The following is a 22,663-nucleotide window of genomic DNA, read 5'->3' as shown; positions in this document are numbered from 1 at the left end:
GCGCGTTCGCGCAGGGTGGAACGCGAGGGGGCGGGCGGGCGCGGCGCCGCGCGGGAGGCTCAGGCCTCGTCGGGGCTCTCGTCCGGGCTCTCGTCGGCGCTCTCGTCCTGCGGGGCGAAGCCGGTCAGGCCCGAGGTGATCATGCGGGCGACGATCGCGACGACCTCGTCCTCGCGCTCCGGGCCCCCGTCGGGGCCGATCAGCCGGGCGCAGTTCTGGGCGATCGCGATCAGGGAGCGGCCCAGGATGACGGCCTCGGAGGGCTCCATCCTGCGGTACTCCAGGAGCACGCCGGCCAGGCGCTGGGCCATCGCGTCCAGCAGCTCGGCGACGCGCTCGGCGGCGGCGGGGGAGACCATCTCCTCGCCGAGGAACAGGCGCAGGGGCGTGCCGGCCGTGGTCAGCCGGTGGAAGGCCCGCAGCCCGGTCTCGGCCCGCTCGAGCGGGGAGCCGGTGTGCTCGCGCAGGGCGTCGATGGCGGCGTGGACGACGTCCGCCCGGGCCTCGAGCACCGCGATGTAGAGGGCCTCCTTCGAGGCGAAGTGCTGATACACGACGGGCTTGGTGGCGCCCGCGGTGCGGGCGATCTCGTCCATCGAGGTCCCCTGGAACCCGTTCGCGGAGAACTGCTCGGTGGCGATCGCGAGCAGCTGCGCCCGGCGTTCGTGCTTCGGCAGTCGGCGGGTGGTCATGCTCCTAGTCTAGGTGGGGCCGGTCGTGAGATGTCCCCGTCCTGCGGTTTGATGGACGCATGGGACGAGGAGCGGATTCGCGGGCCGAGCGCCGGGTGCAGCTGCTGGACCCCGACCTGTCCCACCTGCCGCGTCCGCTGGAGCCGGGCCAGGCCGACCCGGTCCAGGCCGAGGCCCTCGGGATCCTCCGCTCCGGCGGCTCCGCGGCCGTGCACGGCGCTCCCGGCAGCGGCCGCACCGCCCTCGCCCTCAGCGCGGCGCTCGAGGCCGGGGAGCGCGCGGCGTCCACCCGGGCGGACGCCCCGCCGGTGCTGCTGCTCTCGCCGCGCCGGGGCACCGCGGCGCCCCTGCGCGATGCGGTGGCGCTGGCCGGAGCGGCCGGCCGCGTCCGTGTCTCGACCCCCGCGGCGCTCGCCTTCTCCCTGGTGCGGGCCGATGCGCTCTCCCGCGGGCGCGGGGAGCCGAGCCTGGTCACCGGTGCCGAGCAGGACGCGCTCCTCGGCGAGCTGATCGCCGTCCACGAGCCGTGGCACCTCGAGCTGGATGCGGCCACGCGCGCTCTGCCGGGGTTCCGCACCGAGCTGCGCGAGCTGATCACCCGGGCCGGCGAGCTGGGACTGGGACCGTCCGAGCTGGAGGACCTGGGCGTGCGCCGGGACCGCCCTGCCTGGCGCGACGCGGCGGCGCTGCTGCGGGCCTACCGCGAGGTGCTGTCGCTGGAGGCGGCGATGGCGCTGGACGCCGGGCCGCGGCTGGACTCCGGGGACATCGTCCGCAGCGCGGCGCAGATCCTGCACGAGGCGCCGGCCTCGGCGCTGGTGGTCGACGACGCGCAGGACCTCACGGCGGCGGGCGTCGCCCTCGTCCGCCGGCTCCACGAGCTCGGCGTGCCCGTCCTGGCCACCGCCTGCCCGGATCTCGCCGTGGACACCTTCCGCGGGTCCGTGCCCGATGCCGCCTCCCGCCTCGGGCTCGAGCAGGCGCTCGTGCTCACGGCGCGGCGCCGGGGACCGCGCTCCGCCCTCCGCGCCGCCGATGACCTGCGCGCGCGGCTCCCGCTCGCCGGGGCACCGGTCGAGCTGCGCCGCCGAGCCGTCCTCGCGGGACGCGGCGCCGACGGCATCGAGGCGGCCGCCGGGACGGGGATCGAGGACCGCTCGGTGTCCGTGCTGCGCGCGGCCGACGCGCTCGAGGAGGCGCGCATGATCGCCGGGGTGCTGCGCGACCTCCACCACGAGGCGGGCACGCCCTACGACGAGATGGCGGTCGTCTGCCGCTCCGGCGGGCTGGTCGACGAGGTCGCCGAACTGCTGCAGCGCCAGGACCTGCCCGTCTCCACCGCCACGCGGCTGCGGCCGCTGCGCGAGGAGAGCGTCGTGATGGACCTGCTGCGCATCGTGGAGGTGGGCGCCTCGGGGCGCCGGGTCGACGGGCGCGAGGCCATGGCGCTGCTGCGCGGGCCCTTCGGCGACGCCGACGCCCTGCGGCTGCGGCGGATCCGCCGCCTGCTGCTGGACGCCCACCGCGCCCGGGCCGATGCTCCTCCGGCGGGCCCCGCCGACGGGGCCCCGGACGAGGGCGCGGGCGATCCGGTCGCCAGCATCGACCTCCTCGCCGACGCGGTCATGGGGGAGGACGTGCCCGGCCTGCCGGCCCCCGATGCCCGGGACCGCGCCGCCGCCCCGGTGCACCGGCTGCGCCGGATGATCGCCGCGGTCCGGGCGCTGGGCCCCGAGGCGGCGGCGACCGACGCCCTCTGGGCGGCCTGGTCCGCCGCCGGGGTCGCCGAGGGCTGGCGCACCGCGGCCCTCGGGGCGGACGGCGACGCCGACGAGGCCCGGTCGCGCCTGACCGCCCACCGTCTGGACGCCGTGACGGCCCTGTTCGCCGCGGTGGACCGCTTCACCGACCGCCGGCCCCAGGCGGACGCCCTCGTCTTCCTCGACCACGTGCGCGACCAGGCGATCGCGGAGGACACCCTCGCCCCCCGGGCCGAGCCGCGCGGGCGCGTCGCGGTGCTCACCCCGGCGCAGCTGGTCGGCCACGAGCGGGACGTGGTCGTCCTGGCGCGGGTGCAGGAGGGCACCTGGCCCAACACCCGGCTGCGCTCGACGCTGCTGGGCGCCTCCGAGCTCGCCCTCGAGATCGGCCGCGAGGAGCGGCTCGAGCCCGCGGCCCTGCGCGCCCTCCAGCGCGAGATCGTCATCGCCGACGAGATCCGCCTGGCCGTCGCCGCCCTCACCCGCGCCCGCGAGAAGGTGCTGGTCACCGCGATCGACGGCGGGGACTCCTCGGCGTCCCCGCTGGTGGACGCCATCGAGCGGGCTGCCGGCCCCGGCTGGGCGGACCCGGAGCGCCTGGCCGCCGATCCCGGGCCGGCCCCGGACGCCCGCCGCCTGGTCGCGGCCCTGCGCGGCGACCTCCTGGGCGAGGACCCGGCCGCTGCGCAGCGCGCCGCCGCGCTGCTGGCCCGGCTCGCCGAGCACCGGGTCGACGGCGTCGACCCGGGACGGTGGTACCACCAGGCGCCCAGCACGCAGGAGGCCCTCGTCGACCCGGGGGCACCGCTGCTGCTGAGCCCCTCGGCCCTGGAGAGGGCCGCCGACTGCCCGCGGGCATGGCTGCTCGAACGCTCCGGCGGCACCCCCGAGGCCGGCCCCGCCCAGGCCATCGGCACCGGCGTGCACGCGCTGGCGCAGCAGCACCCGGCCGGGGTGCCGGAGGAGGACGTCCCGGACCTGCTCGCCCGGCTGCACCGGATGCTCGCCCCGATGCGCCTGGAGGAGACCTGGTCGGGACGGCGGCGCCTGCGGCAGGCCGACGACGCCGTGGCCACCCTGCGCTCCTACCTCGCCGCCGCCGGGGAGCCCCTGGCCACCGAGGCGCCGTTCACCGTCCGCCTGGGCGACGTGGTGCTGCGCGGCGCCATCGACCGCATCGAGGGGACGCCGCGGGCCGCCCGCGTGGTCGACCTCAAGACCGGCCGCCAGGCGAAGACCGCCGCCAAGGCCGAGCAGGACCTGCAGCTGGCCGCCTACCAGGCGGCCCTGCGCGACGGCGCCCTCGACGAGACGCTCGGCGGCCGCCCGCAGGTGGCCGGGGCGTCGCTGGTCTACATCGGGACCCCCTCGGCGAAGCCGGCCGTGCGCGACCAGCGCGCCCTGTCCGAGGCGGAGGACCCGGCCTGGTTCGACGAGACCGTCGCCGCGGTCTCCGCCGAGCTGCGCGGAGCGCGGGTGCAGGCGCGCCGCTGCAGCCACTGCGACCGGTGCACCGTGCGCCGCAGCTGCCCGCTGTGGCCGGAAGGAGCCGAGCTGTGAGCGCGTCGATCCGTCTGGGGGCCCGGGAGCTCGCCGCGATGATGGAGCTGCCCGCGCCCACGGAGGAGCAGCAGGCCGTCATCGAGGCGCCGCTCGCGCCGATGCTCGTGGTGGCCGGGGCCGGCAGCGGCAAGACGGAGACGATGGCCTCGCGGGTGGTGTGGCTGATCGCCAACGGACTGGTCCAGCCCCGCCAGGTGCTGGGGCTGACCTTCACCCGCAAGGCCGCCCATGAGCTGTCCGAACGGATCGGGCGGCGCCTGGCCGCGCTCGCCGCCGCGCTCGAGGCCGAGGGGCTGCCGCTGCCGCCGGCACTGGTGCGGGGCCAGGACGAGCTGGTGGGACAGCGCCCGCTGGTGCACACCTACAACGGCTTCGCGCTGGACCAGGTGACCGAGCATGCCCTCGCCGCCGGGCTCACGCCCGACTTCACGATGATGTCGCCCTCGGCCTCCTTCCAGCTCGCCCACGAGATCGTCGAGGGCTGGGACGACTCCCTGGACCTGGACGCCTCGCCGGCCTCGATCACCGCGGCGCTGGTCTCCCTCACCAGCTCCCTCGCCGACCACCTGGTGGACCCGGCCGCGCTCGGGGCGGAGCTCGAGGAGATCCGGGAGCACCTGGCGCAGATCCCCCTGCAGGTCGAGGGCCGGCGCCGCACCACCCCGAAAGCGGTCGCCTCGGCCATCGCCGCCCTGGACGCCCGCCGCGCGCTGGTCCCGCTGCTGGAGCGCTTCGCGCAGATCCGCCACGCGCAGGGCGCCCTGGACTTCGCCGACCAGGTGACCCTTGCCGCGCGGATCGCCCGCACCGTCCCGGCGGCCGGCCGCCTGGCGCGCGATCTGCACCGCGTCGTGCTGCTGGACGAGTTCCAGGACACCTCGGTGGCCCAGCTGGAGATGCTCTCCGGGCTGTTCGGGCCCGGGCACCCGGCGTGCGCCGTCGGCGACCCCCAGCAGGCGATCTACGGCTGGCGCGGAGCATCGGCCGCCTCCCTGTCCGGCTTCGCCCAGGCCTTCTCCGCGGCCGATGCCCCCGTCCTGCAGCGCACCCTGTCGACCTCCTGGCGCAACGACCAGGCGCCCCTGGCCGTCGCCAACCGGATCGCGGCACCCCTGCGGGAGAGCTCGGCCGGCATCGACATCCCCGAGCTGCAGGCGCGGCCCGGCGCGGGGGAGGGCGCCGTCGAGGTGCACGAGGCGGCCGACGAGCGCGCCGAGGCGCGGGCCATCGCCGCCTGGATCCTGGACCGACGCGCCGAGCACCGGGAGGAGGAGCCCCCGACCGCGGCGGTGCTGGTGCGCGCCCGCCGCCAGATCCCCGTGCTGGCCGAGGAGCTCGAGGCCGCGGGGCTCCGCGTGGAGATCGTGGGCCTGGGCGGGCTGCTGCATCGGCCCGAGGTCGCGGACGTGCGCGCCCTGCTCGAATGCGTCCACGACCCCGGTCGCGGCGACTCCCTGATGCGCTTGCTGGCCGGGCCGCGCTTCCGGCTGGGCGCCCGCGACCTCGCGGTGCTGGGCCGATGGCGCGACCACCAGGGAGCGCGCCGCCGCACCGAGCTCGCCCGCCGCGACGACGCCGATGCCGTGGGCCTGGTCGACGCGGTCGACGACCTCCCGCCGCAGGGATGGACCGACCCCGACGGCCGCGCCCTCAGCCCCGCGGCCCGTGCCCGCCTCGAGGACCTCCAGGAGCTGCTGCGCGCGCTGCGGCGGCGCGTGTCCGTCCCGCTGCCGGACCTCGTCACCGCGGCGGTGCGCGCGCTCGGCATCGACCTCGAGCAGATGGCCACCGGGCGGTCGCTCGCCGATCTGGAGGCGTTCCGCGGCTACGCCGTCCAGTTCGAGCGCAGCGCCCGCCATCCGGGCCTGGGCCCCTTCCTGGCCCTGCTGGACATCAGCGAGGACAAGGAGGCGGGCCTGGCCGTCACCGCGGCCGAGGTCGAGCCGGACCCGGAGGCCGTCACCCTGATCACCATGCACTCGGCCAAGGGCCTGGAATGGGACCTGGTGGCCGTCGCGGGACTGGTCGAGGGCACCGTCCCCTCCTACGACCTGCGCCGCGCGCGGACGGGGGAGGACGGCCGGGTCCGCGTCGCCGACAGCGGCTGGCTGGGGAAGCTGGCCGATGCCGCCGTGCCCTCCTCCCTGCGCGGGGACGCCGAGATCCTGCCGCAGCTGCGCTGGGCCGAGGCCGACACGCAGGTCGACGCCGAGGCGATCATCCAGGAGTACTTCGAGGACGAGGGAGAGGCCTCCCTGGGCGAGGACCGGCGCCTGATGTACGTCGCCGTCACCCGCGCCCGCAGCCGCTTGCTGCTGACCTCCGCGGCCTGGCGCACGGGCCTGTCCCGCCCGCGGCCGCGCTCGCGCTACCTCGGCGAGATCCTCCCGCAGGTCCCTGCGGCGTTCCGGCGCGCCGAGGAGGTCCCCGAGGCCAACCCCCTGGAGGCGATCGCCACCGTCGCGCCGTGGCCGCCCGAGCCCGGCGAGGCCGAGCACCGCCGCGACCGCGCGGCCGCGCTGCTCGCGCGGGCCCGGGCCGGGGAGCTGCCGGAGGTCCCGCCGGAGGATCCCCTGGCCGAGGCCACCCGGCGGGTGCTCGAGGACCTCGCCGCGCGCCGCGAGCGCACCGCCGTGCACTCCCCGGTGAGGCTGTCGGCCAGCCAGGTGGTCCAGCGCGCCCAGGATCCCGATGCCGCGGCTCTGGACCTGCTGCGCCCGGTGCCGAGGCCGCCGGCGGCCTCCGCCCGGCGCGGCACCGCCTTCCACGCCTGGCTCGAGGGGCGCTTCGCGGGCGGCACCCTGCTGGACCTCGAGGATCTGGTGGACCTGGGTGAGGCCGCCGAGGACGAGGCCGCCGGGCCGGACGACCTGGCCGCGCTGCGGGAGGCCTTCGAGTCCTCCGCCTGGGCCGGACGCACGCCCATCGCCGTCGAGCACCCCGTGACCACCCGGATCGGCTCGCTCAGCGTGCGCGGCGTGATCGACGCCGTCTACCCCGAGGAGACCGAGGAGGGGCCGGGCGCGGTGATCGTGGACTGGAAGACGGGCGCCGTGCCGCCGGCCTCGCGGCGGCGGGCGCGGGCGCTGCAGCTGTCCGTGTACCGCCTGGCCTGGCACGAGGCCACCGGCATGCCGCTGTCACGGATCCGCACGGCCTTCCACTACGTGGCGGCGCGACGCACCCTGTGGGTCACCGAGCACCCCGGGCGGGAGGAGCTGCGGGACATGCTGGACCCGGGCGGGTCGTCGAGGACCGGTCAGGACTCCAGGTCGTCGTAGGTCCGCTCGGCCTCGTCGCGGGCGAGCTGGGCCAGGTCGGCCTCGAGGTCGGCGAGCATGCCGCGGGCGTCCGAGACGATGTCCTCGTCCCCGGAGTCCAGCCCGTGCAGGAGCCAGTCCGCCACGGCGAACTCGCCCACCGCCTGCGCCCGCTCGAGCAGTCGCGGATGCGGGCTCGAGGGAAGATGCTCGCAGTAGGCGGCGTAGAGCCGGTCGAAGACCTCCGCGTCCAGCGCCGCGACCAGCCAGGCGAGATCCGCGGCCGGGTCGCCGATGCGGGCCGAGGCCCAGCCCTGGACGGCCGAGATGCGGCCCTCGTGCACGAACAGGCACTCCTCGGAGAGGTCCGCATGGGTGAACACGGGGGAGAAGTCCCACAGCTCGTCATCGCCCAGCAGACGCTCCCAGCGCTGGGAGACGGCCGCGGGAAGGTGCTCCGCCTCGCGCACGCGCGCCACCTGGGAGCGGTGCATCTCCCGCAGCGCGGCGGCGGTGAAGGACTCCGCGCCCGTCGCCTCGGCGGCGTAGCCCGGAAGGGTATGGATGCGGGCGATCGTCGCCCCGAGGGAGACGGCGACGGAGGGATCCTCCGTCACCTGGTCGAACATCAGCGGGCGGCCCCGAGGCGCCTCGGTGACGGCCGCGCGGCCGCCCCCGGGCAGCGTCACGAAGCCGAGCACGGCCGGCACCAGGTCGCGCACATCGGTCCCGGAGAGGGAATCGGCCACACGCACGGACTTCTCGAGCTCCGCCCCGGCGGCGGTGGTGGCGGGGCAGGAGACGACCACGCGACGGCCGTCCTCCCCGGTGATGCCCGCGACCTCGAGATCCTCGGCAGGCGTGGCGATGGAGACCGTCGTCACGGGCACCATGCCGGGGACTGCTGCTGCCGCCACGGCGGCGAGGGCGTAAGGATTGCGTCGCACCCCGTCACCGTACCGTCACCGGTCCTGTGCGCCGCGTAGGCTTGCCGTCATGGTGACGATGCGTGGACCCCAGCTGATGACGCCCCTGACCGCCATCGGCCCGGATCGGGACGCGATCGGGCGCCTCGCCGAGGGGGTCCTGGACCCCGGGGAGGACGTCCGCTACCTGGTCACCCGTGCCGGGACCGTGAGCCTGGCCGAGGGGGAGGAGGGCGCCCTGGTGCTGGCCCTGGAGACCTCCGATCCCCGGCGCGGGCTGCGCACGCCCCTGGTGTACCTCGGGCGCCGGGACGGGCTGCGGATCATCGCCGCCGAGGATCCCGAGCCGGGGCCCGAGCTCGACGACCCGGGCCGTGACCTGCGGGACATCCGGCAGGTCGCCCCGCGGCTGGATCCCGCCACCGCGAGCTTCGCCCTCGCCGCGAGCGCCATGGGGACCTGGCACCGCACCCACCGCCACTGCCCGCAGTGCGGGGCGCTGCTGGAGCCGGCCGTCGCCGGATGGGTGCTGCGCTGCACCGAGGACGGCAGCGAGCACTTCCCCCGCACCGACGCCGCGGTGATCATGGCCGTGCGCGACGGCTCGGACCGCCTGCTGCTGGCCCGCAACGCCGGATTCCGCGGCCGCTTCCATTCCGTGCTCGCCGGCTTCGTCGAGCCCGGGGAGACGCTCGAGAACGCCGTGGTGCGCGAGGTGTTCGAGGAGGTCTCCTGCGCGGTCCAGGAGCTCGAGTACGTCGGGTCGCAGCCGTGGCCCTTCCCGCGCTCGCTGATGGTCGGCTACCGCGCCTGGGTGGAGGACCCCGAGTCCCTCGCCCTGACCGACGGCGAGCTCGCCGAGGCGCGCTGGTTCCGCCGCGAGGAGCTCGCCGCCGCGCTCGCCGCCGGCGAGGTCGAGATCCCGGCGGGATCCTCCATCGGCCGGGCCCTCATCGAGGACTGGTACGGGGCGCCGATCCCGACCGACGGGGAGTGAGCCGGCCCTCCCTCCGCGCGCCGGACGGGCGCCGGTCCCCGTCCCGGGCCGCCCGCGGGCCCCGCCCGCCGCTGCTCCCGAGGCCTCCGCGCGTCCACAGCGGTGCGCCGTGCGTCCGCCGTCGCTGGCACACTGGATCGCGATGAGCGAGACCAGCACGAGCAGCAGCGTCCCCACCGCCGAGGCGATCCTCGAGGGCCTGGACCCCGAGCAGCGCGAGGTGGCGCGCAGCTTCGGCGGGCCCCTGTGCGTGCTGGCCGGCGCCGGCACCGGCAAGACCCGGGCCATCACCCATCGGATCGCCTACGGGGTGGCGACCGGGCAGCTGAACCCGCGCCATGTGCTCGCCGTGACCTTCACCGCCAAGGCCGCCGCGGAGATGCGCTCGCGCCTTCGCGACCTGGGCGTCCCCGCCGTGCAGGCCCGCACCTTCCACGCCGCCGCCCTGCGACAGCTGCGCCACTTCTGGCCTCGGGTCGTGGGAGGGGCCATGCCGGACATCATGGCCAACAAGTTCCCGGGCGTCGCGGAGGCCTGCAGCCGCCTGCACATGAGCGTGGACCGGGCGGCGCTGCGCGACATCGTCTCCGAGGTCGAATGGTCGCGGGTGTCCATGCTCACCCCGGAGAGCTATCCCGAGGCGGCCGAGCGCACCCGCCGCCCCGGCGTCGCCGGGTTCGGGGCGCGCTCCATCTCGCGCATCCTCGTGCAGTACGAGGAGGTCAAGAAGGAGCGCGGCGTCCTCGACTTCGAGGACGTGCTGCTGCACATGGTGGGCTTCCTCAGCGAGCGCGCCGATGTCGCCCGCGAGGTCCGCTCCCAGTACCGGCACTTCGTCGTGGACGAGTACCAGGACGTCTCCACCCTCCAGCACGCGCTGCTGCGCCTGTGGCTGGGCACCGGCACCGACGTGTGCGTGGTCGGGGACGCCGCCCAGACCATCTACACCTTCGCCGGGGCCAAGGCGTCCTTCCTGCTGGACTTCGGGCGCGAGTTCCGGGGCGCCCGGACCATCCGGCTCGAGCGCAACTACCGCTCGACCCCGCAGGTGGTGCGGGTGGCCAACGCGGTGCTCGACGGCGCCCGCGGCCGCACCCGCGACCACCGCCTCACGCTCGTCTCCCAGCGGGAGGCCGGACCGCCGCCGGTGATCGAGTCCTACGCCGACGACGTGGCCGAGGCCGAGGGCGTCGCCGAGCGGATCGCGGCCCGCATCGCCGAGGGGCATCCCGCGCGCGAGGCCGCCGTGCTGTTCCGCACCAACGGCCAGTCCGAGGCGGTGGAGCAGGCCCTGACCGCTCGGGGGATCGGCTACCTGGTGCGCGGCGGGGACCGCTTCTTCGAGCGGCAGGAGGTGCGGCGCGCCGTGATGGCGCTGCGCGCCGCGGCCCGGCTCGAGGCGGAGGATCCCGCCCGCATGGTCCGGGACGTGCTCGGCCAGCAGGGGTGGGCCCCCGAGCCGCCCGCGGCCTCCGGTGCGGTGCGGGAGCGCTGGGACTCCCTGCACGCCCTGGTGGGCCTGGCCGACACGGTCCTGGCCCGCCCCGGGGCGGACCTGCCCGCGCTCGTGCGGGAGCTGGACGAGCGCGCCGAGGCGCAGAGCGCCCCCGAGGTCGACGGCGTCACGCTGGCCTCCGTCCACGCCGCCAAGGGCCTGGAATGGCCGGCGGTGTGGCTGATCGGCGCGAGCGACGGGCTGATGCCGATCTCGATGGCGAGCACCGCCGCGGAGATCGAGGAGGAGCGACGGCTGATGTACGTCGCGCTCACCCGCGCGCGGGACCTGCTGACGATCTCCTGGGCGGCCGCGCGGACGCCCGGGGCGCGCGGCTCGCGCAAGCCGTCGCGCTTCCTGGACGGGCTGTCCGACCTGCCGGGGCCGACGGGCTCCGCGGGCGGAGGCGCCGGGGCCCGCCGCACGGGCCGGCGCACGGCCACCGTCCACGCCGACTGCCGCGTGTGCGGCGCCGGGCTCGGCACCCCCCACGAGAAGCGCATCGGCCGGCACGACACCTGCCCGCCCAGCCATGACGAGGCGCTCGTGGACGAGCTGCGCACCTGGCGGCGCCGGGCTGCGAAGGCGCTGCGGGTGCCCCCGCACTCCGTGCTGACCGACGCGACGCTCGAGGCGATCGCGGAGCGGGACCCGCGCGATGCCGGCGAGCTGGTGCGGATCCCCGGCGCCGGGGGTGTCGCCAGCGAGCGCCACGGGTCCGAGATCCTCGCGATCCTGGAACGAAACCGCAGGTAGAAAAAAGATTGTCGGGTCGGGCGGGAGCATGTAGAGTTGCTCTCGTTCATCGTCCGCATCGTGGTCCGGGAAACCGGGGCGCGCAGCAAGAAAGGAGGTGTCGCTGTGATCGACAACAATCTCGAGGCCGCAACAGGTCTCTCCAGCGACACCCTCGGCGCGAAGCTCCGCGCTGATCTGCTGACGCGCCACCGGGGCATTGCGCCCCTCGGGTGCACCCACTGATGTGATCTGAGGCCCTCGGCCTCAGCCGGAGTGGGTGGCACCGCAGCCGACCCCTCCACCATGACGACTTTGAAGCAGCGAGACGATGACGAACGTCCTCACCCATACCTCTGCACCCGTTTCCGTCTTCGACGGCCTGCCCTGCCAGCGCCGCGATTCCGCGGACCTGTACTTCTCCGAGAAGCCTGCCGAGCTCGAGCAGGCCAAGCGGCTGTGCGCCGACTGCCCGCTGCGCCAGGAGTGCCTCCAGGGCGCCGTCCAGCGCGCTGAGCCCTGGGGCGTCTGGGGCGGAGAGATCTTCGCCGACGGCCGCGTGATCGCCGTCAAGCGCGGTCGTGGCCGTCCCCGCAAGAACGCGGCGGCATGAGCAGGCGCGGCCCGTCCGAGCACAGAAGGGGCGGGGCACCGATGGTGCCCCGCCCCTTCCCGCTGTCGTGCGTCGACCAGGCCGCGTGATGAGGCCTGATCTCCTGGGCACGGTCCTCCGCCGCCGGCTCGTTCCTCACCGTCGGCTCCGGGCCGAGCCCTCGTCGATCAGGCCTTGCCGAGGATGCGGTTGAGCTTCGTGCCGCACTCGGGGCACACGGCCTTGGCCATGCGCCGACCGTTCGAGACGACCACGTCGCCCTCGGCCTCGCGCTTCTCGCGGCACTTCACGCAGTAGAACTCCCCTGCGTACTTCTCGTCAGCCATGCATATCTCCTTCAAACGGCTCACGCGGGCTGCGCGGCTGCACAGCCTGCTCCGAGCGGGGTCGGCCCACTCTAACGGGGCGCAGGTCAAAGCCACGAATCAGGGAGAGGGCGGGTCCGGGGCCCGTCGCACGCTTCGGGATCTGAGGTGCTCCGCGGGGAGCGGGGAAGTGCGTGCGACGGACCACGACCGTCGATACCGGCCCGCCGCACGGGCGGGGGTCTGGGTGAGGCCCCGGGGGCGCTCAGCACCACGCGCACCTTCCCCGTGTGCGATCTGCTAGTTATCCCGGGGCCTCACTTCCCAGCGAACCTAGTGCCTGGAGGGGATGCTGGTCAAAGGCCTGGCCCGCCGCCGCTGTGGACAAGCGGTCGAATGCTGTGGAAAGACCGGGGACGCTGGTGGGCACGCGTGTGGATGACGGGGGCGCTGCACGGCGAGAGGCGCTGTGACGTGCAGTGACAGGGTGCACAGCTGTGGACGACCGACAGCGCCGACTTTTTTCTGCGAGGCTTCCCCCATGCCCCGCACCACGAGCCGTACGACCGTCGCCGAGCAGACCGGGCCCCGCGGCGAGCGCGTCCTGGTGCGTCGCTCGGCGCGGCGCACCCGCAGCATCTCGATCACCCGGCGCGACGGCGACCTGGTGGTGGCGATGCCCGCGTCCTTCGGGGCGCGCGAGGAGCGCGAGTGGGTGACCCGCATGATCGAGCAGCTCTCCCGCAAGGAGGCGGTGCGCGCTCCCCGGGACCGCAGCGACCGCGATCTGATGCGGCTGGCCCGCCGTCTGTCCGAGGAGCACTTCTCCGGGCAGGCGAGACCGCTCTCGGTGACCTGGTCGTCCCGGCAGAACCGGCGCTGGGGCTCGTGCACCCCCTCCGAGCGGACGATCCGGCTCTCGCATCGCCTGCAGGGCATGCCCACCTGGGTCCTCGAGGCGGTGCTCGTCCACGAGCTCGCGCACCTGTTCGTCCCCGGTCACGGCCCCGCCTTCCAGGAGCTCGTGAACCGCTACCCCCGCACCGAGCGTGCCCGCGGCTTCCTCGAGGGCGTCGCCCACGCGCAGGACTGGAAGCTCGACCTCGAGGGCGACGAGGGCGACGAGGGCGGTGAGGGCGACGTGGGCGAGGAAGGCGACCTGCCCGGAGCGCCGCGGGCGGGCTCCGATCGGAGCTGAGCCCCGTCCCCGTCAGGGGAGCAGGGACTCCATCACGGGCCGCAGCGTGCGCAGCGTCCCGGGGATGTCGGCGACGGTGCCCTCGGGCAGGACGTCCCAGCGCGACCAGATCACCCGGGGGCTCTCCGCGCTGGGGCGCAGCGGGACGTCCTCCGCGGCGGCCGGTGCGCGCAGCAGGTACTGGACGTCCCAGTGCTCCTGGCAGGCGCCGAAGGCGGCCGAGAGGTCGTGCCGGTGCAGCATCGCCGGCCCCGGCCCGAGCCGCTCCAGGCCCTCCAGCCCGGTCTCCTCGCCGACCTCGCGGCGCGCCGCCTGCTCGAAGCTCGTCTCGTCGGGATCGATGTGGCCGCCGGGCTGCACCCAGAAGCCGCCCTTGCGGTGCCAGACCAGGGCGACGTGCTCGCCCGGCGCATCCACGACGAAGGCGCTGGCGGTGAGGTGCACCGGGCCGCCTGCCCGATGCATCGCCTCCGGGCGCCCCCTCAGCAGTGCGGCGAACCGGTCGCGGAGGGTCTCGTCGATCGCGGGGGAGCGGCCCGCGGCCAGCTCGGCGAGGGCGCGAGCGCTCGCGCCCTCGCCGGCCAGGTCAGGGGCGGTCACGTCCGTCGCCGTCGGCCGGTCCTGCGGTGCCCGAGGGGCCGTCCTCGTCGGCGGGGCCGTCCGAGCCGGACGGCCCGCTCGCGTCGCCGCCGCCAGTGCCCTCGCCGTCGGGGCCCTCCGCCGCGTCCGCGGAGTCCTCGGCGGCGTCGGAGCGGTCGCGCAGACCGCCGCGGTCGTCCTCGCGCGGGGCATCCTCCCCGCCGTCGCCCGAGAGCAGCTTGGCGAGCTCCGCGTCGAAGTCCTCGGGCAGCCCGACGGCCGCGAGCTCCTCCTCGGAGGCATCGGCCGGCTGCGGCGGCTGCGGGGAGCCGGCGAGCACGTCGACCGTGGGCAGGAGATCCGGGTGGGCCCAGTGGGCCTCGCGGCCGCTCGTGCCCTCCGTCGCCAGCACGCTGTCCCACCAGGCCAGGGCCTCGCGCACGCGGCGGGGCCGCAGCTCGATGCCGACGGTCTGCGCGAGCATCCCCTCGGCCGGGCTGCCGGTCGCGCGGCGCCGGCGCAGGACCTCGCGCATGGCGTCGACCTGGGGGAGCTTGCCGGTCAGGGCATGGGTGGTCACATGGTCGACCCAGGCCTCGACCAGGGCGAGGGTGGTGGCGAGCTCCTCGAGGGCGCGCTCCTGCGCCTCCCGCCGGGTGAAGACGAACATGTCCTCCGGACGGTGCTGCTGCAGCGACTCCGGGTCGGAGAGATCCAGCCCGCGGACCATCTCGTCCAGGGCGTCCAGATCCAGGGTGATCCCGCGGGCGTAGTCCTCGATCGCGGCGAACAGGGTCCGCCCCAGCCACGGGGCCGCGGTGAACAGCGCCGTGTGCGCGAGCTCGCGGGCGGCCAGGAAGATCCGCGCGGCCGAGGGGTCCAGCGACTGCTGGGCGATGAAGTCCTCGACGTTGGCGGCGACCAGCGCCGGGGTGCCCTCGGGGCCGAGCGGGAGCGAGAGGTCCGTGGTGCCGGCGACCTCCCGGGCCAGGGTGCCGATCGCCTGGCCGAACTGGATACCGAACAGGGTGCCGCCCATGCGCTCCATCATCTGCGCCGGGTCGCCGGGAAGGGCCATGCCGGAGCCCTGCATCTGCGCGGTGATGGCGTCGCCGATCGCTCCGGCCATGTACTTCGCGACCGGTTCGACGGTGGACTCCCAGCGCGGCAGGGTCCGATGCACCCAGGTGCCGCGCCCCCACACGTCCAGCTCCTGCGCGGGGACGTCGAAGTCCATCGCCTCGCCCAGCCACAGCGCGGCGATCTGGGCGGCCTCGCGCAGGTCCCGGGTCTGCTGGGGCGTCGGCGCAGGATCGCCGGGGGAGCCGGTCGGCTCCGGCTGGCCGGGCAGGCGCTGCTGTCCCAGGGCCGTCTGGCGGGCCAGGTCGCCCGCGAGCTTCCAGTTCACCGGCCCCTCGCCCGGGGTGGAGAAGAGGTGCTGCATCTGGGCGGCGGCGGCCCGCAGCTGGTTCGGGTCGGTGGGGAGGTTGGCCTGCCGGGCGAGCTCGCCCAGATCCATCCCCTCCAGGGCGCCGGGCGGGAGAGCCCCGCCGAACGCCTCCTCGAGCAGGCGGCGCAGCGCCTCCTCCTGCGGATCGGGGGACCTGTCCTCGGACTCCATCGTGACCTCCTGGGGTGGTGCGCGGATGCGATCAGCCTATCCAGGGGACCCCCGCCGCGGCTGTCCGCCGGCTCGGTGTTCGCTGTGGGCGCGAGCGCGTCCAGGCCGCTGGGGCACAATGTCCTGGTGCCCGATGCTCCCGCCCCCACCACCAGTCCGCCTCCCGCCGGCGACGGCGCGCCGCAGCAGCCGGGCCCCGTGCGGCGGACCCTGGGACGCATCCTGGAGCGCTCCGCCTTCGCCCATCCCCGCACCGCGCTGATCAGCGGCACGGTCCTGCTGGGACTGATGGTCGGCTGCTCCGCCGTGCCGGTGCCGTACGTGATCGAGCAGCCCGGCCCCGCGATCGACGTGCTGGGGCAGTACCAGGACGAGGACATCATCTCGATCGAGGGCCACGAGACCTACCCCAGCGACGGGAAGCTGATGATGACCACGGTCTCCGTCGACGGCGGCCCCGGCTACACGGTCACCGCCGCCGAGGTGGTCCTGGCCTGGTTCGACCGCTCCCGCGCCGTGTTCCCGCGCGAGCTGCTGTTCCCCGAGGGCCGCACCCGCGAGGACGTGACCCTCGAGAACACCGTGCAGATGTCGACCTCGCAGCAGGGCGCCGTGGCCGTGGCCCTGGACGAGCTGGGCATCCCCTACGAGCGCACCGTCGTGGTCGCCGGGATCGAGGACGGCGCCGCCTCCGCGGACGTCCTCGAGGCGGGCGACGAGATCCTCGCGGTCCGGGGCGAGCGCACCGCGGACGCCGCCGCCACCCAGCAGCTGGTGGCCCGGTCCGTCCCCGGCGAGGAGATCGCGCTGACGGTGCGCCGCGGAGGCGAGGACCTCGAGCTGTCCGTCCCCACCCGCGAGGTGGACGGGACGGCGAGGATGGGCGTCGTCCTCGCCGACGGCTACGAGTTCCCCTTCGACGTGGGGATCTCGGTGGGGGACATCGGCGGCCCCAGCGCCGGGCTGATGTTCTCCCTGAGCGTCTACGACGAGCTCACCGAGGGCGCGCTGCCCGGCGGCCGCGAGATCGCCGGGACGGGCACCATCGCCGAGGACGGCGCCGTCGGCCCCATCGGCGGGATCCGGCAGAAGATGATCGGGGCCCGGGACGCGGGCGCCGACTACTTCCTGGCCCCGGGGCAGAACTGCGACGAGGTCGCCGGGAACGTGCCCTCCGGGCTGCAGGTCGTCCGCGTCGACACCTTCGACCAGGCCCTCGAGGCCACCGAGTCCATCGCCGCCACGGGCACCGTGGACGGCCTTCCCACCTGCGAGGGATCATGAGCCGCAAGCGCCGCACCCCCAGCCGTCCCACCGTCGTCCTCGACCACGGCGGGGTCCTCAGCGCCGGGCACGACCCGGTGCCCGACCTCTATGCCCTGCTCGGCGGGGACCAGGACGCCCTGCGGGAGGCCGTCTGGTCGCATCGGCCGGACTACGACGCCGGGCGCACCAGCCGCGAGGAGTACTGGCGCGCGGTGGCCGCCGCCGCGGGCATCGGCGACCTCACCGAGGAGGAGGTCGAGGACCTGCAGAAGGCCGACGACCGGTACTTCCTGCGTCTGGATCCCGACTCCCGCGCCCTGCTGCACGACATGGCGCGCTCCGGCGTGCGCCTGGTGCTGCTGTCCAACGCCTCCGAGGCGTTCGGGGAGGCCGTGCGCCGCGCCGACTGGTTCGAGGCGATGAGCTTCGCGATCATCTCCGGCGAGGAGAAGGTCGTGAAGCCCGATCCGGAGATCTTCCGGATCCTGCTGGAGGTGCTCGCCCACGAGTCCGGGGGCGTCGCCGTGCCGCGCTCGGTCGTCTTCTTCGACGACCGGGCCGACAACGTCGAGGCCGCCCGCGCCCTGGGCATCGATGCGCACCTGTGGCCCCGCAACGGCGACCAGCACCCCGAGGGCACCCGCCACGGCAGCGAGATCGCCCGCGAGGTCCTGGCCGCGCGCGGCGTCGTCCTCGAGTGAGCCCCGGGTAGTCTTGACCGGGTGCCGCGGCCCCTCGCGCGCGCCGCGCACCACCAGACCTGACAGACCCCGTCTTCCACCAGGAGAGCATCGCAGTGGCAGAGTTCATCTACACCATGTACAAGGCCCGCAAGGCCGTCGGCGAGAAGGTGATCCTCGACGACGTCACCATGAGCTTCTACCCGGGCGCGAAGATCGGCATGGTCGGCCCCAACGGCGCCGGCAAGTCGACCATCCTGAAGATCATGGCGGGCCTGGACCAGCCCTCCAACGGCGAGGCGCGCCTCAGCCCCGGCTACAGCGTCGGGATCCTGCTGCAGGAGCCGCCGCTGGACGAGACCAAGACCGTCCTGGAGAACGTCCAGGAGGGCATGGGGGACCTGTACCGCAAGGTGCAGCGCTTCAACGCCATCGGCGAGGAGATGGCCGAGCCCGACGCCGACTTCGACGCGCTGATGGAGGAGATGGGCAAGCTCCAGTCCGACATCGACGCCGCGAACGGCTGGGACCTCGACTCCCAGCTCGAGCAGGCGATGGACGCCCTGCGCTGCCCGCCCGGCGACGAGAGCGTCACCCACCTCTCCGGGGGCGAGCGCCGCCGCGTGGCGCTGTGCAAGCTGCTGCTGGAGAAGCCGGACCTGCTGCTGCTGGACGAGCCCACCAACCACCTCGACGCCGAGAGCGTGCTCTGGCTCGAGCAGCACCTGCAGCAGTACGAGGGCGCCGTCATCGCCGTCACCCACGACCGGTACTTCCTGGACCACGTCGCCCAGTGGATCGCCGAGGTCGACCGCGGCCACCTCTACCCCTACGAGGGCAACTACTCCACCTACCTGGAGAAGAAGGAGGAGCGCCTGAACGTCCAGGGCAAGAAGGACGCCAAGCTCGCCAAGCGCCTCAAGGAGGAGCTGGAGTGGGTGCGCTCCAACGCCAAGGGCCGCCAGGCGAAGTCCAAGGCGCGTCTGGCCCGCTACGAGGAGATGGCCGCGGAGGCCGAGCGCACCCGCAAGCTCGACTTCGAGGAGATCACGATCCCCCCGGGCCCGCGCCTGGGCAACATCGTCATCGACGCGAAGGACCTGAAGAAGGGCTTCGGGGATCGCGTCCTCATCGACGGCCTCAGCTTCTCCCTGCCGCCCAACGGCATCATCGGCGTGATCGGCCCCAACGGCGTCGGCAAGTCGACCCTGTTCAAGACGATCGTGGGCCTGGAGCCGCTGGACGGCGGCGAGCTCAAGGTCGGCGAGACCGTGAAGATCAGCTACGTCGACCAGAACCGCGAGAACCTCGACCCGGAGAAGAACCTGTGGGAGGTCGTCTCCGACGGACTCGACTTCATCCAGGTCGGCAAGGTCGAGATCCCCTCGCGCGCCTACGTCTCCCAGTTCGGCTTCAAGGGCCCGGACCAGCAGAAGAAGGCCGGCGTCCTCTCCGGCGGCGAGCGCAACCGGCTCAACCTGGCGCTGACCCTCAAGCAGGGCGGCAACGTGCTGCTGCTGGACGAGCCCACCAACGACCTGGACGTGCAGACGCTCGGCTCCCTCGAGAACGCCCTGCTGGAGTTCCCGGGCTGCGCCGTGGTCGTCTCCCACGACCGCTGGTTCCTGGACCGCGTGGCGACCCACATCCTCGCCTACGAGGGCACCGAGGAGGACCCGGCGAACTGGCACTGGTTCGAGGGCAACTTCGAGGCCTACGAGAAGAACAAGATCGAGCGCCTCGGCGAGGACGCGGCGCGGCCCCACCGCGTCACGCACCGCCGCCTGACCCGCGACTGACCTCGTGCGGCGGGGGCTGGTCGCCTGGCTGCTGGTGGCGCCGAGCCTGATCGGCGTCACCTGCTTCCTGGTGCTCCCGGTGGTGCTGGCCTTCGTCGTCTCCCTGTTCGACTGGGACCTGCTGGGCACGCGCGAGTTCGTGGGCCTGGAGAACTATGCGGCCCTGATCGGCGGGGGAGCTCTGCTGAACTCCCTCGCCGTGACGGCGCTGTTCACGCTGATCTCGGTGCCCGTCTCCCTGGCCCTGGGGCTGGGGCTGGCCACGCAGCTGCACCGGGCGCTTCCCGGCTCCTCGATCGTGCGGGTGATCGTGGTGATCCCGTGGGTGTGCGCGCCGCTGGCGCTGGGCGTGGTGTGGAAGTGGATCCTCCAGCCCTCCACCGGGGCGATGAACGCGATCCTCGGGATGCGCGTGGAGTGGCTGACCTCCCCGTCCCTGGCCCTGCCCGCCGTCGCCTTCGTGGCCGTGTGGCAGAACGTCGGGTACATCTCCCTGTTCTTCCAGGCCGGCCTCTCGCGGATCCCCGGCTCGATCTACGAGGCGGCCCGGCTGGACGGGGCGGGACCGTGGCGCACGCTGATCCACATGACCGTGCCGCTGCTGCGGCCGACGACCTTCTTCCTCGCGGTCACGCAGGTGGTCGCGAGCTTCCAGGTGTTCGACATGGTCTACGCCCTCACCGGCGGCGGCCCCCAGCACCGCACCGAGGTGATCGCCTCCCTCGTCTACCACGAGGCCTTCGACGCCGCCCGCCTGGGCCGGGCGAGCGCCGTCGCGGTGATCCTGTTCGTGCTGCTCGTGGCGATCACCCTGGTCCAGCAGCGCTGGTTCGCCCGGCGCATCACGTACGACATGAGCTGAGAGGGGAGCCGATGCGCACCACCGCCGCCCGCAGCCGACTCGCCGGGTACGCGGGGACCTACGCCCTGCTGCTGGCCGCGGCCCTGCTCACCCTCGCACCCTTCGGCGTCTCCGTGCTCACGGCCCTCACCTCGGCCGGGCAGTTCGCGCGGCAGGGACCGCTGTCCTGGCCGTCCCCGCCGACGGCCGAGAACCTCCTGGCCCTGCTCACCTCGACCGACGGCTTCCTCACCCCGGTGGTGGTGACCCTCCAGATGGTCGCGGTGATCCTCGCGGGGCAGATGGTCTTCTCCGTGCTCGCCGCCTACGCCTTCGCCATGCTCCGCTTCCCCGGCCGGGACCTGCTGTTCTGGGTGTACGTCGCGACGCTGATGGTGCCGCAGGTGGTGGTCGTGGTGCCGCTGTACCTCATGCTCAGCGAGGCCGGCCTGCGCAACACCTTCTGGGCCCTCGTGCTGCCGTTCGTGCTGGGCTCCCCGTACGCGATCTTCCTGCTGCGCGAGAACTTCCGCGCCGTCCCGGGGGAGCTGGTGGACGCCATGCGGATCGACGGCGCGGGCACGCTGGGCCTGCTGTGGCACCTGGTGGTCCCGCTGAACCGGCCCATCCTGGCCACGCTGATGCTCATCACCGTGGTCACCCACTGGAACAGCTTCATGTGGCCGCTGGTGATCACCTCCGGGCCCGCCTGGCGCACCATCACCGTCGCGACCAGCTCCCTGCAGTCGCAGTACAACAACAACTGGACCCTGGTGATGGCCGGGACCACCCTGGCGATGCTGCCGCTGGTGCTGCTCATGGTGATCTTCCAGCGGCAGATCACCAGCTCCATCGCGGCGACGCAGCTGCGCTGAGCATGCGCAGCCGTCCCGCCCCCGGGTCGATCCGCCCGGGGGCGAGGGGCGCGGACCATAATGGGGGCCATCCCCGCCCGCCCCGGAAGGACACCTGATGATGGACCGCCGCACGCTGCTCGCCTCCTTCGCCGCCACCGGCACGGCCGGAGCCCTGGCCGCCTGCTCTCCCTCCGCCCCCTCCCGCCAGGGCGGCGGCAGCGGCGGCGACGGGGACAAGTCCCTGACGTTCCGGCTCTGGGACGAGGCCGCGGTGCCCGCCTACGAGGCCTCCTTCGCCGCGTTCACCGAGCAGTCGGGCTGGTCCGTGAACATCGACCTGGTGCCGTGGGCGGACTACTGGACGAAGCTTCCCCTGGACGTGGCCAGCGGCGACGCGGCCGATGTCTACTGGATGAACTCCGCCAGCTTCGTGCAGTACGCCGACTCCGGGGACCTGCTGGCGATCGACGAGGTCGTCACCGAGGGCGCCGATCAGTGGGAGCAGTCGGTGGTGGATCTCTACACCCGCGAGGGCACCCTGTGGGGCGTGCCGCAGCTGTGGGACTCCATCGCCCTGTTCTACAACGTGGGCCTGGTCGAGGCGGCCGGGGTGGACGTCTCCGCCCTGTCCTTCGACCCGGCGGCCGCCAGCGATCCGCTGCGCGAGGCGGCCCGCGCCCTCACCCTGGACGGCGAGGGCCGCACGCCCGGCACGGACGGCTTCGACCCGGACACGCGCACCCAGTTCGGATTCAACTCGCAGGCGGACCGCCAGGCGATCATCGGCCCCTTCCTCGCCTCCAACGGCGCCCAGTGGCAGGTCGAGGACCGCTACGCCTTCGCCTCCCCGGAGGGCATCGCCGCCTTCGAGTACATGGCCGGGCTCGTGAACACCGAGCAGGTCGCCCCCAGCGCGGCCGACACCAACGAGAACGGCGACTTCACCCGGGATCTCTTCACGCAGGGGAAGCTGGCCCTGTTCCAGTCCGGGCCCTACAACCTCGCCAACATCGACTCCGGCGTGGCGGGATCCTTCGAGTGGGCCCTGGCGCCGATGGTCGCCGGCCCGGCCGGCGCGAAGTCCCTGGTCCACGGCGTGGTCGCGGTCGGCAACGCCAAGGCCGACGACTCGCGCCAGGAGGGCATCGCGGCCCTGCTGACCTGGCTGGGGTCCGCCGAGGGGCAGATGCCGCTGGGCGAGCAGGGCGTGGCATTCCCCGGTAACACGCAGGCGCAGGGGGCCTTCATCGACCATTGGAGCGCCAAGGGCGTGGATGTCGAGATCTTCGTCGAGGCGGCGAAGGACCCGGCGCCCGCGGACACCGGCACCCGGGCGAACGCCGGGCTCACCGCCGTCATGCCGATCTTCCAGGAGATCTTCATCGGCCGGCTCAGCGCGGCCGAGGGCGTCCCGCAGGCGCAGAAGGAGGGCAACGCCGCCATGGCGTGACCCGCCGGGAGCCGGCGCCGCTCACG

The 22,663-nt window shown here is 74.3% G+C and carries 18 protein-coding genes; 13 read left to right on the top strand and 5 right to left on the bottom strand.

All coding sequences use genetic code 11. The features are described 5' to 3' along the window. Positions 1–59 precede the first annotated feature (59 nt). Complete coding sequence (locus tag BF93_RS12440) at positions 60–692, bottom strand: TetR/AcrR family transcriptional regulator (RefSeq protein WP_038373058.1); 633 nt, start codon at positions 690–692, stop codon at positions 60–62. A 59-nt stretch (positions 693–751) separates the two neighbouring features. Between BF93_RS12440 and BF93_RS12435 the strand changes: the two genes are divergently transcribed. Both BF93_RS12435 and BF93_RS12430 read left to right on the top strand, forming a co-directional pair. Beyond that, on the top strand, positions 752–4,012 hold the full coding sequence (locus BF93_RS12435) for a UrvD/REP family ATP-dependent DNA helicase (protein ID WP_051486913.1): 3,261 nt from the start codon (positions 752–754) through the stop codon (positions 4,010–4,012). Next, entirely contained in the window at positions 4,009–7,296 is a 3,288-nt protein-coding gene (locus BF93_RS12430) for an ATP-dependent DNA helicase (RefSeq protein ID WP_038373055.1), read from the top strand. Before BF93_RS12435 ends, BF93_RS12430 begins: the two co-directional genes overlap by 4 nt. Here BF93_RS12430 and BF93_RS12425 read toward each other — a convergent pair. Continuing rightward, a complete protein-coding gene (locus BF93_RS12425) occupies positions 7,275–8,222 on the bottom strand; it encodes a phosphotransferase (RefSeq protein ID WP_038373054.1) in 948 nt (315 codons plus the stop codon). The two genes, BF93_RS12430 and BF93_RS12425, sit on opposite strands and share 22 nt — an antisense overlap. A 49-nt stretch (positions 8,223–8,271) precedes the next feature. Between BF93_RS12425 and nudC the strand changes: the two genes are divergently transcribed. The 4 genes from nudC to BF93_RS12410 all read left to right on the top strand — a co-directional run bounded on the left by nudC (position 8,272) and on the right by BF93_RS12410 (position 12,041). Next, a complete protein-coding gene (gene nudC / locus BF93_RS12420; protein ID WP_038373053.1) occupies positions 8,272–9,198 on the top strand; it encodes an NAD(+) diphosphatase in 927 nt (308 codons plus the stop codon). A gap of 142 nt (positions 9,199–9,340) precedes the next feature. Beyond that, positions 9,341–11,449: an ATP-dependent DNA helicase UvrD2 gene (locus BF93_RS12415; protein WP_038373052.1), complete on the top strand. Its 2,109-nt coding sequence runs from the start codon at positions 9,341–9,343 to the stop codon at positions 11,447–11,449. Positions 11,450–11,485: 36 nt separating this feature from the next. Further along, on the top strand, positions 11,486–11,674 hold the full coding sequence (locus tag BF93_RS19625; protein WP_156954143.1) for a hypothetical protein: 189 nt from the start codon (positions 11,486–11,488) through the stop codon (positions 11,672–11,674). An 85-nt stretch (positions 11,675–11,759) separates the two neighbouring features. Further along, complete coding sequence (locus BF93_RS12410; protein WP_038373051.1) at positions 11,760–12,041, top strand: WhiB family transcriptional regulator; 282 nt, start codon at positions 11,760–11,762, stop codon at positions 12,039–12,041. Between the two features lie 167 nt (positions 12,042–12,208). Here BF93_RS12410 and BF93_RS19825 read toward each other — a convergent pair whose 3' ends face one another. After that, entirely contained in the window at positions 12,209–12,367 is a 159-nt protein-coding gene (locus tag BF93_RS19825) for a DUF5679 domain-containing protein (RefSeq protein ID WP_198025429.1), read from the bottom strand. A 520-nt stretch (positions 12,368–12,887) separates the two neighbouring features. Between BF93_RS19825 and BF93_RS12405 the strand changes: the two genes are divergently transcribed. Further along, the gene (locus tag BF93_RS12405) at positions 12,888–13,544 is read left to right on the top strand and encodes a M48 family metallopeptidase (protein WP_198025428.1); all 657 of its coding nucleotides are present in this window, start codon (positions 12,888–12,890) and stop codon (positions 13,542–13,544) included. 12 nt (positions 13,545–13,556) lie between these two features. Here BF93_RS12405 and BF93_RS12400 read toward each other — a convergent pair whose 3' ends face one another. Further along, complete coding sequence (locus BF93_RS12400) at positions 13,557–14,144, bottom strand: NUDIX hydrolase (protein WP_232226393.1); 588 nt, start codon at positions 14,142–14,144, stop codon at positions 13,557–13,559. Next, positions 14,131–15,744, bottom strand: coding sequence for a zinc-dependent metalloprotease (locus tag BF93_RS12395; RefSeq protein ID WP_038373050.1), 1,614 nt, complete (start codon positions 15,742–15,744; stop codon positions 14,131–14,133). Before BF93_RS12395 ends, BF93_RS12400 begins: the two co-directional genes overlap by 14 nt. 126 nt (positions 15,745–15,870) lie before the next feature. Between BF93_RS12395 and BF93_RS12390 the strand changes: the two genes are divergently transcribed. The 6 genes from BF93_RS12390 to BF93_RS12365 all read left to right on the top strand — a co-directional run bounded on the left by BF93_RS12390 (position 15,871) and on the right by BF93_RS12365 (position 22,637). Continuing rightward, entirely contained in the window at positions 15,871–17,028 is a 1,158-nt protein-coding gene (locus BF93_RS12390; RefSeq protein WP_232226392.1) for a YlbL family protein, read from the top strand. Next, positions 17,025–17,711, top strand: coding sequence for an HAD family hydrolase (locus BF93_RS12385; protein ID WP_038373049.1), 687 nt, complete (start codon positions 17,025–17,027; stop codon positions 17,709–17,711). Before BF93_RS12390 ends, BF93_RS12385 begins: the two co-directional genes overlap by 4 nt. Positions 17,712–17,806: 95 nt before the next feature. Then, positions 17,807–19,489, top strand: a complete 1,683-nt coding sequence (ettA, locus tag BF93_RS12380) for an energy-dependent translational throttle protein EttA (protein ID WP_038373048.1) — start codon at positions 17,807–17,809, stop codon at positions 19,487–19,489. A gap of 4 nt (positions 19,490–19,493) precedes the next feature. Then, complete coding sequence (locus BF93_RS12375; protein WP_038373046.1) at positions 19,494–20,351, top strand: carbohydrate ABC transporter permease; 858 nt, start codon at positions 19,494–19,496, stop codon at positions 20,349–20,351. Between the two features lie 11 nt (positions 20,352–20,362). Then, entirely contained in the window at positions 20,363–21,205 is an 843-nt protein-coding gene (locus tag BF93_RS12370) for a carbohydrate ABC transporter permease (RefSeq protein WP_038373045.1), read from the top strand. Between the two features lie 97 nt (positions 21,206–21,302). Next, on the top strand, positions 21,303–22,637 hold the full coding sequence (locus tag BF93_RS12365) for an ABC transporter substrate-binding protein (protein WP_038373043.1): 1,335 nt from the start codon (positions 21,303–21,305) through the stop codon (positions 22,635–22,637). Positions 22,638–22,663: the final 26 nt, after the last annotated feature.

This window comes from Brachybacterium phenoliresistens, assembly GCF_000576425.1.
Classification (GTDB): domain Bacteria; phylum Actinomycetota; class Actinomycetes; order Actinomycetales; family Dermabacteraceae; genus Brachybacterium; species Brachybacterium phenoliresistens.
The sequence above is the reverse complement of the archived record's forward strand: the minus strand, read 5'-3'. Positions and strand labels throughout refer to the sequence as shown.

Excerpts from the sequence above, each read along its gene's own strand:
- BF93_RS12440 (WP_038373058.1), bottom strand. The coding sequence starts at position 692 with ATGACCACCCGCCGACTGCCGAAGCACGAACGCCGGGCGCAGCTGCTC.
- BF93_RS12435 (WP_051486913.1), top strand. The coding sequence starts at position 752 with ATGGGACGAGGAGCGGATTCGCGGGCCGAGCGCCGGGTGCAGCTGCTG.
- nudC (WP_038373053.1), top strand. The coding sequence starts at position 8,272 with ATGGTGACGATGCGTGGACCCCAGCTGATGACGCCCCTGACCGCCATC.
- BF93_RS12415 (WP_038373052.1), top strand. The coding sequence starts at position 9,341 with ATGAGCGAGACCAGCACGAGCAGCAGCGTCCCCACCGCCGAGGCGATC.
- BF93_RS12410 (WP_038373051.1), top strand. The coding sequence starts at position 11,760 with ATGACGAACGTCCTCACCCATACCTCTGCACCCGTTTCCGTCTTCGAC.
- BF93_RS19825 (WP_198025429.1), bottom strand. The coding sequence starts at position 12,367 with ATGGCTGACGAGAAGTACGCAGGGGAGTTCTACTGCGTGAAGTGCCGC.
- BF93_RS12405 (WP_198025428.1), top strand. The coding sequence starts at position 12,888 with ATGCCCCGCACCACGAGCCGTACGACCGTCGCCGAGCAGACCGGGCCC.
- BF93_RS12395 (WP_038373050.1), bottom strand. The coding sequence starts at position 15,744 with ATGGAGTCCGAGGACAGGTCCCCCGATCCGCAGGAGGAGGCGCTGCGC.
- BF93_RS12385 (WP_038373049.1), top strand. The coding sequence starts at position 17,025 with ATGAGCCGCAAGCGCCGCACCCCCAGCCGTCCCACCGTCGTCCTCGAC.
- BF93_RS12370 (WP_038373045.1), top strand. The coding sequence starts at position 20,363 with ATGCGCACCACCGCCGCCCGCAGCCGACTCGCCGGGTACGCGGGGACC.
- BF93_RS12365 (WP_038373043.1), top strand. The coding sequence starts at position 21,303 with ATGATGGACCGCCGCACGCTGCTCGCCTCCTTCGCCGCCACCGGCACG.